This window comes from Scytonema sp. PCC 10023, assembly GCF_963920835.1.
GTDB lineage: Bacteria > Cyanobacteriota > Cyanobacteriia > Cyanobacteriales > Nostocaceae > Kalymmatonema.
The window spans coordinates 32,838-39,936 of record NZ_CAWUDP010000091.1 but is presented as its reverse complement, the minus strand read 5'-3'; the positions used below and the strand labels follow the sequence as shown (position 1 = coordinate 39,936).

General features: G+C 43.6%; 6 protein-coding genes. 5 read left to right on the top strand and 1 reads right to left on the bottom strand.

The features are described from left to right. Positions 1 to 91 precede the first annotated feature (91 nt). The 4 genes from ACM0OZ_RS37325 to ACM0OZ_RS37310 all read left to right on the top strand — a co-directional run bounded on the left by ACM0OZ_RS37325 (position 92) and on the right by ACM0OZ_RS37310 (position 3,915). Positions 92 to 817, top strand: a complete 726-nt coding sequence (locus ACM0OZ_RS37325) for a hypothetical protein (RefSeq protein WP_414587887.1) — start codon at positions 92 to 94, stop codon at positions 815 to 817. A gap of 2 nt (positions 818 to 819) precedes the next feature. Next, a complete protein-coding gene (locus ACM0OZ_RS37320; protein ID WP_414587886.1) occupies positions 820 to 1,029 on the top strand; it encodes a hypothetical protein in 210 nt (69 codons plus the stop codon). A gap of 11 nt (positions 1,030 to 1,040) precedes the next feature. Next, a complete protein-coding gene (locus tag ACM0OZ_RS37315) occupies positions 1,041 to 3,428 on the top strand; it encodes an ATP-binding protein (RefSeq protein ID WP_414587885.1) in 2,388 nt (795 codons plus the stop codon). A gap of 316 nt (positions 3,429 to 3,744) precedes the next feature. Continuing rightward, complete coding sequence (locus ACM0OZ_RS37310) at positions 3,745 to 3,915, top strand: hypothetical protein (protein ID WP_414587884.1); 171 nt, start codon at positions 3,745 to 3,747, stop codon at positions 3,913 to 3,915. Here the strand turns inward: ACM0OZ_RS37310 and rfaE2 are convergent. Further along, positions 3,887 to 5,194, bottom strand: coding sequence for a D-glycero-beta-D-manno-heptose 1-phosphate adenylyltransferase (gene rfaE2 / locus ACM0OZ_RS37305; protein ID WP_414587883.1), 1,308 nt, complete (start codon positions 5,192 to 5,194; stop codon positions 3,887 to 3,889). The two genes, ACM0OZ_RS37310 and rfaE2, sit on opposite strands and share 29 nt — an antisense overlap. A gap of 588 nt (positions 5,195 to 5,782) precedes the next feature. On the opposite strand from rfaE2, the gene ACM0OZ_RS37300 reads away from it, so the two are divergent. After that, on the top strand, positions 5,783 to 7,021 hold the full coding sequence (locus ACM0OZ_RS37300; protein WP_414587882.1) for a hypothetical protein: 1,239 nt from the start codon (positions 5,783 to 5,785) through the stop codon (positions 7,019 to 7,021). Positions 7,022 to 7,099 lie beyond the last annotated feature (78 nt).

The window sequence follows — 7,099 nt, the reverse complement described above, 5'->3', positions numbered from 1 at the left end:
CCTCTCACGCCAAATCAGAGATTCTGGCGTGAGGCTCCTGCTGATCTAGCTGAAAAGTCTTTCTGGACAAAAACAAGGATTGAGGAACTCCTTGACCGGAAAACAGCTTAATCGTCAAACCTTTTCAGACGCAATCAAGCAATGGAAACAGCAGAAAGTGCTACCCGTTCTTTGTCTGGATGATTTTGAAAGCTTTTTGAAACATCCTAATGAATTTGATAATGGATTTTATGACAATTTGCGATCACTGATGGACGCAAGCGCCTTAATGGTAGTGATATCTTCGCGTAAAGAAGTCAGTGTTTATGGTACTGAACATCGGTTTGTCTCTCAATTTTTCAATGTTGGTCAAACTCTTCATTTAGGCGAACTGGCCACAGATGAAGCAATTACCTTGACACGCTTGCCCACTCGTAATAGCACCTCACCTGCATTGAGTGTGGAAGAACAGAATCATGCCCAGCAGTGGGGGAAGCGTCGTCCTTACTTGCTGCAACTAGCTAGTTACTGGCTGTGGGAAGCCCGACAGAACAACAAATCAGTTAGCTGGGCGAGAGAGCAATTTGACAAACAGACGGGTAAAGTCTCTAAAGAAAAGTTCCATTTCATTGAGTCCTTGCGTCAGATGCTGCGCTGGTTATGGGATATTCCATTGCACCTCGGTCGTCTAGCCACATCCTTTGGCAGGAATCTAGATGATGTTGTTAACCGGATTATCGGAATTGCTCTTGTGATTATGGTGATTCTGGTTTTTGCGCGTGTCTTGAACTGGAACCAAGTATGGGATTTTGTGCGTGACAAGCTAGGGATAAAGTAGCGATGAATCACGTTATTTACCATGTCCTGGCGACTAGAAATCGCGGCTATACAAACGAAGTCCGCGTAGGCGGACTTGAGGGTTTTCAACCCACGCAGGCAGCTTTTGTCTCGTGTAGCCGCGAATTGCATTCGCCTGGTGCAACATATTTTTTGCCCCTTTTCGCCCCTATTGATTCCAAGCGGGTTAGGCAGCTTACTGAGGAATGGTGAAATATTTGAAGATGACCAAAATACCTCCAGCAAATAACTTTCGGACTTACGTCGCTGAATGTGCGTGCCTGCTGTACTGGGCTTATTTCAAGCCGTATACCTTTGAACGCTGGCTGCGCGATATTCATCCAAAATTGAAGCTGACAGATAACCCCTTTGTCAAGCGAGCTGAGTTTCGCACTAACCCGCGCCTACGCCGCTATGCTGCACAATTTTGGTGGCTCATTGCCGTAGTGCCATTTTTGGCTGTGTTGTTAGTAGCGCCAGTGTATACCGTCGCTAGCGGTGAACAATTTAACTGGTTCATCAATTGCCTTTTTTGGGTGGGTTGGTTGATAGGGTTGTTTGTGGTGCGTGGTAGCTATAAAAATAGATTATTTGTTGGGGTTTTAGCTTTATTAAGCATATTTGTGGCGTTTAAATTTTTGTGGGGCGTGGGGTTAGGCGTGGTGTTAGGCGTGGTGTTAGGCGTGGTGTTAGGCGTGGGGTTAGGCGTAGCGCCAGGCGTGGCGCCAGGCGTGGCGTTAGGCGTAGCGTTTAGCGTGCAGTTAGGCGTGCTGTTTGCCGTGGGGTCAGACGTGGCGCGAGGCGTGCAGTTAGGCGTGGTGTTAGGCGTGGCGTTAGGCGTGATGGAAAACGTGGCGTTAGGCACGGTGCTTGGCCTGGCGGTGGTCGTGGTGGTGTATGGCGTGGCGTCTGGCGTGGCGTTTATTTTTGGCATTCTCCGCGTTTACTTTTGGTTCCCGGAGTTACTGTGGATGCTGATCTTGTTCATGCTTTCGCAAAGTGGAGATAAGGGAAAGTACTTGCGTTACATACCACCCCGTTTCGACGAAAAGATTATTTTGCCACTGCCTTTTATAGACAAGCTTATTGTAGAAGTTTATCAAGAAAATCCAGCTGCTGCTCGCGAGACAATTGATTATCTCACCACTTCCACCAACCAGCAAAAAGTTGCAGCACAGGCAATAACTGGTATTACTATCAACAGCCTCAGTCGTTGTCAGCATTTAAGCGATATCAGAGATGTTGCTGAACAGCTCGCTTGGATACCTTCAGCCCCACCAGAAGAACTTGGTACTGTGCTACCCCATCTGTTGGATATTAGCCAAGGTGTAAAAGCATCTCTTGACGCCACTACCTCCTATCGTCAATCCGAATTACTCAAGCGTCCAATTAGTGCCTTACGGAAGTTGCAAGATAATCTTGCTTTTGGAAAAAATGCTCAGATAGCTACCACTTTCGGCAGTATTACCAAACGCTGGCTGAGTATCCTAGAAACAGCAGAGCGAACATTAGAGGAACAAACGGGACACTCAACAGAAATTCGGCAAGTTTACATTGCTGGCAATTCCCTAGATCCCCAGACAGCGCACAATCGTTTCAAAGGACGAATCGACATCTTTCGGGAAATCGAAACTTTGACACTTTCGGAGTCGCCGCCTGTATTGTTGCTGTATGGTGGGCGGAGAACGGGGAAAACCTCTGCTCTGAAGTACTTACCCCACAAAGTAGATTCTACTATTGTGCCGTTGTTAGTGGATTTGCAAGGTGCAGCATCAGCTGCAACTCCCAAAGGGTTAGCGGAAAATTTGGCGACACAAATCATCGATGCAGCACGACAATTACCCCGGACTGTTAAATTGCCTTATCCTAATGGGGAGAAACTCGCTCAAGATCCATTTCCAGCGCTGCAAACTTGGCTAGGCGAAATAGAACGCACAATTCCTAGCAAGCGATTTCTTCTTTGTTTGGATGAATTTGAGCGACTCCGTGAAGTAGAGGAAGTGACACGCACACGTACGCTCAATTTTCTTCGCAACATCTTACAACACCGCCAAAAGTGGACTTTGCTTTTCAGTGGTTCGCATCAACTCTCGGAACTTCCCCCTTACTGGAGCGACTATCTGATTAACAGCCGTGCTTTACGGATAAGCTACTTGCAAGAGTCAGAAGCCCGTGAGTTGATTTTACAACCAGTAGAGGACTTTGCCAAAATTTATGAACCAAGTGGTGTAGACGCAATTATTCAACTGACTCGTTGCCAACCTTATCTTGTTCAGTTGGTTTGCTACGAAGTGGTAGAACTGCTGAACCGGGAAATTAGAGAAAACAGGCGAGACGCAGGGACTGTAAAAGCAACTTTTGAGGATGTTCACGCTGTTATTCCCACAGTACTAGAACGAGGCGGTCCGTATTTCCAGGAATTGTGGACGAGTTTGGAAGAGAGCGATCGCACTTTACTACGTTGTGTCGTCCAAGGGGAAACTCCTACAACGCAACACGAAAAAGTTGTGGGAAAACTGGTACAAAAAGAGATTTTGGAGAAAGAAGGCAATGCGTTTCAAGTGCCTTTGGTGCAAAGATTTGTGGAACAAGTGGTAGAAGAGGAAAGTTGATATCAAATCCGTATAATACTAAGTTGCAGTCATAGAGACAAGTTGTCATGCTGAGCGTAACGCTAGTGAAGGGAAGCATCTCGCGAGATTCTTCCCTTCGGTCAGAATGACATGTTTGAACGCAACTTGGTATAAAGTATTGTTTGTAGTGAGCGCTACTCTGCGAGAAGCCGCTGCGCGTCTACAGCGCTAAAGCGCCGACTACAAACTCCGCAAAGTTACTTTGGTGAACCACTAGTCTGAAGGCGAAAGCTTGGAGTTTCGAGTTCTGAGGGTGAAGTTTCAAGGTTTCAGTTAAAATTTTGGAGTGTTGAGAGTGATTAACTCAAAAAAACACTACACTTTGGGCGATCGCACAACAATAAACTTCACTCTACTACATTCAATTGCCAATCGTTCTATATCCAAAAAGCGATCGCGCCCTTGTGCAGCACCAGAGGCGATCGCCCTCGCCCTACTTAATTTTTACCTTGCAAAATCCGCTTAATGATCTTAGTTGTTGAACGATTTTCTACAAATGGCAAAAATTCAATCACCCCGCCGTATTCTTCTACCACGGGTGTTTCTGGCAGAGTTTCTTTGGTGTAGTCACCACCTTTGACATAGATATCGGGGCAAAGCTTGCCAATGAGGTTGCTGGGGCTATCTTCCTCAAAAGCAATGAGATAGTCAACACAATCAAGTGCGGCGAGAACTTGAATACGGTCTTCTAAAGCGTTTATCGGGCGAGTTGGTCCTTTGAGACGGCGAATGCTGTTGTCGGAGTTAACACCAATAATGAGAATATCGCCTAATGCCTTGGCGCGTTGGAGATAGGAAACGTGTCCTGCGTGGAGGATATCAAAACAGCCATTGGTGAAGACAATTTTACGTCCTGCAATGCTATGGGAGTTGACAAGGGCGAGGAGTTGATCGCAGTTGGGAATGTGTTTGTTGGAGGTGGGGAATGAGGGGGATGAGGGGGATGAGGGGGATGAGGGGGATGAGGGAGATGAGGGAGAATTTTCTTCCTGAGTTTTCACCTCATGTGGAAAAGACAAGCGTGACCTAACCCCCCACCCGCCTTCCCTATGAGGTTCGGGGGAGAAATTTAAAGCCTCTCTCCTTGCAGGAGAGAGGTTTGGAGAGAGGTTTTCCAGAACCCGTGAAAAGTCAGAATTTTCTTCTCCTACTTCCGTGGTCTTGTTTTCATAAATAATAAGAACATGGAGAAAGCTGTGCTGAAGTTGTGCTAAGGTATCCTTGAGCCTTTGTGTCACAATTCCATAACCATAATCGCAGACAATAACAGCCTGACACTGCGCGAAACAGTTCTTAAGTTGATTGATCAGAGCTTGTTCTGTGCAGGAGTCGATCGCGTCGGTGCTGCCAGAATCAGTTCTCACCAAGAATTGCGACCCTACCATGACCCTTTGCCTGCTGAGTGTTTGCCTAACTGTGTGAGTTAGCAGATAGCTTGTTGTTATTCCGCTTTCTTCTAGGGTTTGCCGCAGTAAGTGACCTTCCCAGTCTTCACCAATAACTGAGAGGAATATAACCTGACAGCCAAGACTTTTGAGATAAAAAGCGGTATCTGCGGCACCACCTGGAATTTGTTTGCGGTCATGGACTGTCACAATTGGCATAGGTGATTCAAAGCGGCTTTTGCTTTCCCCTTGCAAATAACAATCCAAGATCGCGTCGCCAACAACGATAACTTGAGGATGAGCAATGCCTTTTGCAAGAAAAGCGCTCCACACTTCACTCATTTGTAAATCTGGTTTCATCGGCTTACTCCATCCCAGTGTGATGATCCGTTATTCTCAGATACTTTATTTGCATCTGGACAAATGTTGCAAGTCTGCGGTTGATTTTGGTCTTACCGCTCTTTCGTCACTCTGGTGAGACAATAAAAGAATCAAGGGGGAGAACAATCTGATGGGGCTTGTACCCACACCCTAGAAGCATCACCAAATTTTTTAATTTGGTGGGGCTTGCACCCTAGTTTAGTCATTTGCTCACAGGGTGCTGATTTCTTCAATCTTTCAGGTTAAACCTTGTAAGTTTTATTACAATAGCCTCCCATTTTTAAAACATCCTCTCAGATTTTGGACTTGTAATTAGCCAGCACTTATCTGTTTGGCGATGCCCAACTCTTTTTGTGTTGTCGTTCTATTGTGGCAAATGTAAGTAGGTCGGCGGAAATAAACATAACTATATTAAGAAGGGTAAAGGGAAAGGGGAAAAGGGAAAAACCTTTACCCTTTAACATGCATCCCTTTCCCCCTACAAAACTTTACATAGTTGGGTTTAATCGTGCCTACTTACTTGTATGCGAATGAGTTAGATTAAATCACACCTATTTAACAGCTAATATGCTTGCCAGAATCCGCCGTCTTTTCCGGCAATTTTTTAGTAAGTCAAGGACAATCAACAATGAACCCCTCAATCAAGTGAGTTTGATTGTCATTATTTTGATTGATATTTTTATCTTAATCAATGTTTTTGCAGGACTAGATAATATTAGCCGATGGCATATGAGTCCTTCGCAGGCTTATCCATGTTATTCCGAGTGGAACAATTACCGAACACAAACTACCAAAGATAAAGACTATGAAATAATCAGGGTTTCATTGTCTAACCTAAACAATCCACCGTTATTTAAACAGAATTATCAACAAATTGAAGAAGAACATTTGGGCAAGGTTGCTGAAATATGTTTGAGCTATGCTGATTCTAAGGATAAAATTTACAATTCTGTCAATCAACAGACTCTAAAAATCATTAACGAAAAACAAGCTAAAATCAGTACGCTTGAACAATCTAATCGTAACATTCGCGCTCAATATGACTCTACAATCTTAGAAAAAATAGCAGGTCAACCTCGCCAGCAATCAATTAATATAGTTGGTGCTGAAAAAGCTAAGCAGGAATTGGATAAAAATACACGCAATATTTCTACGTTTGCTCAAGAAATTTCTAATTTAAAAAATCAACTGCTAGCCAAACCAGAAAGTGTGAATTTTATAGCCTTTCTTAAAGATGAGGTAAAGTTTAGGGCAGTTGAAAAAGGCTATAAGCAGGCATTATTTTGGTATCCAAGTATCCAATTTGGTTTCCAGTCTATCTTTCTCCTACCGCTGATTATCGTTGCCTTATTAATTCACAAATTTGCAGGAGCGAGAGGATACGGGTTGATCTCGCTAATTAGCTGGCATTTGCTAGTTATCTTTTTTATTCCACTTATTCTGAAAATATTTGAATTTTTACAAATCGGTGTCATCTTTAAATTTCTCTTTGATATCATTAGCGCTCTTTTTGGAGGATTACTTTTTCTTGTCAGTTATGTTTATATTTTGCTGATTCCACTAATTGGTTTTGTCATTATCAAGTTTCTCCAAAAAATTGTCTTTAATACTAAAATTCAGGCTGCTAATAGAGTACAAAAATCATGTTGTCTTAAATGTGCTAAGAAAATTCGTCATCATGATATTCACTGTCCACACTGTGGTTACAATCAATATATTGAATGCCCAAACTGTCACAATTTTACTTACAAACATTTGCCGTACTGCAAAGAGTGCGGATATTCTCAAGAGTCATCTCCCCTATGAAGAATTTGATTTTGTATTTGACTGGGGCTATTTTCATGTGTTATTTCCTGAAAAGAAACTTAGAAGAGGGATGACTCT

Coding starts and splice junctions, on each gene's coding strand:
- ACM0OZ_RS37320 (WP_414587886.1), top strand. CDS start 820: ATGAATCACGTTATTTACCATGTCCTGGCGACTAGAAATCGCGGCTAT.
- ACM0OZ_RS37315 (WP_414587885.1), top strand. CDS start 1,041: ATGACCAAAATACCTCCAGCAAATAACTTTCGGACTTACGTCGCTGAA.
- rfaE2 (WP_414587883.1), bottom strand. CDS start 5,194: ATGAAACCAGATTTACAAATGAGTGAAGTGTGGAGCGCTTTTCTTGCA.
- ACM0OZ_RS37300 (WP_414587882.1), top strand. CDS start 5,783: ATGCTTGCCAGAATCCGCCGTCTTTTCCGGCAATTTTTTAGTAAGTCA.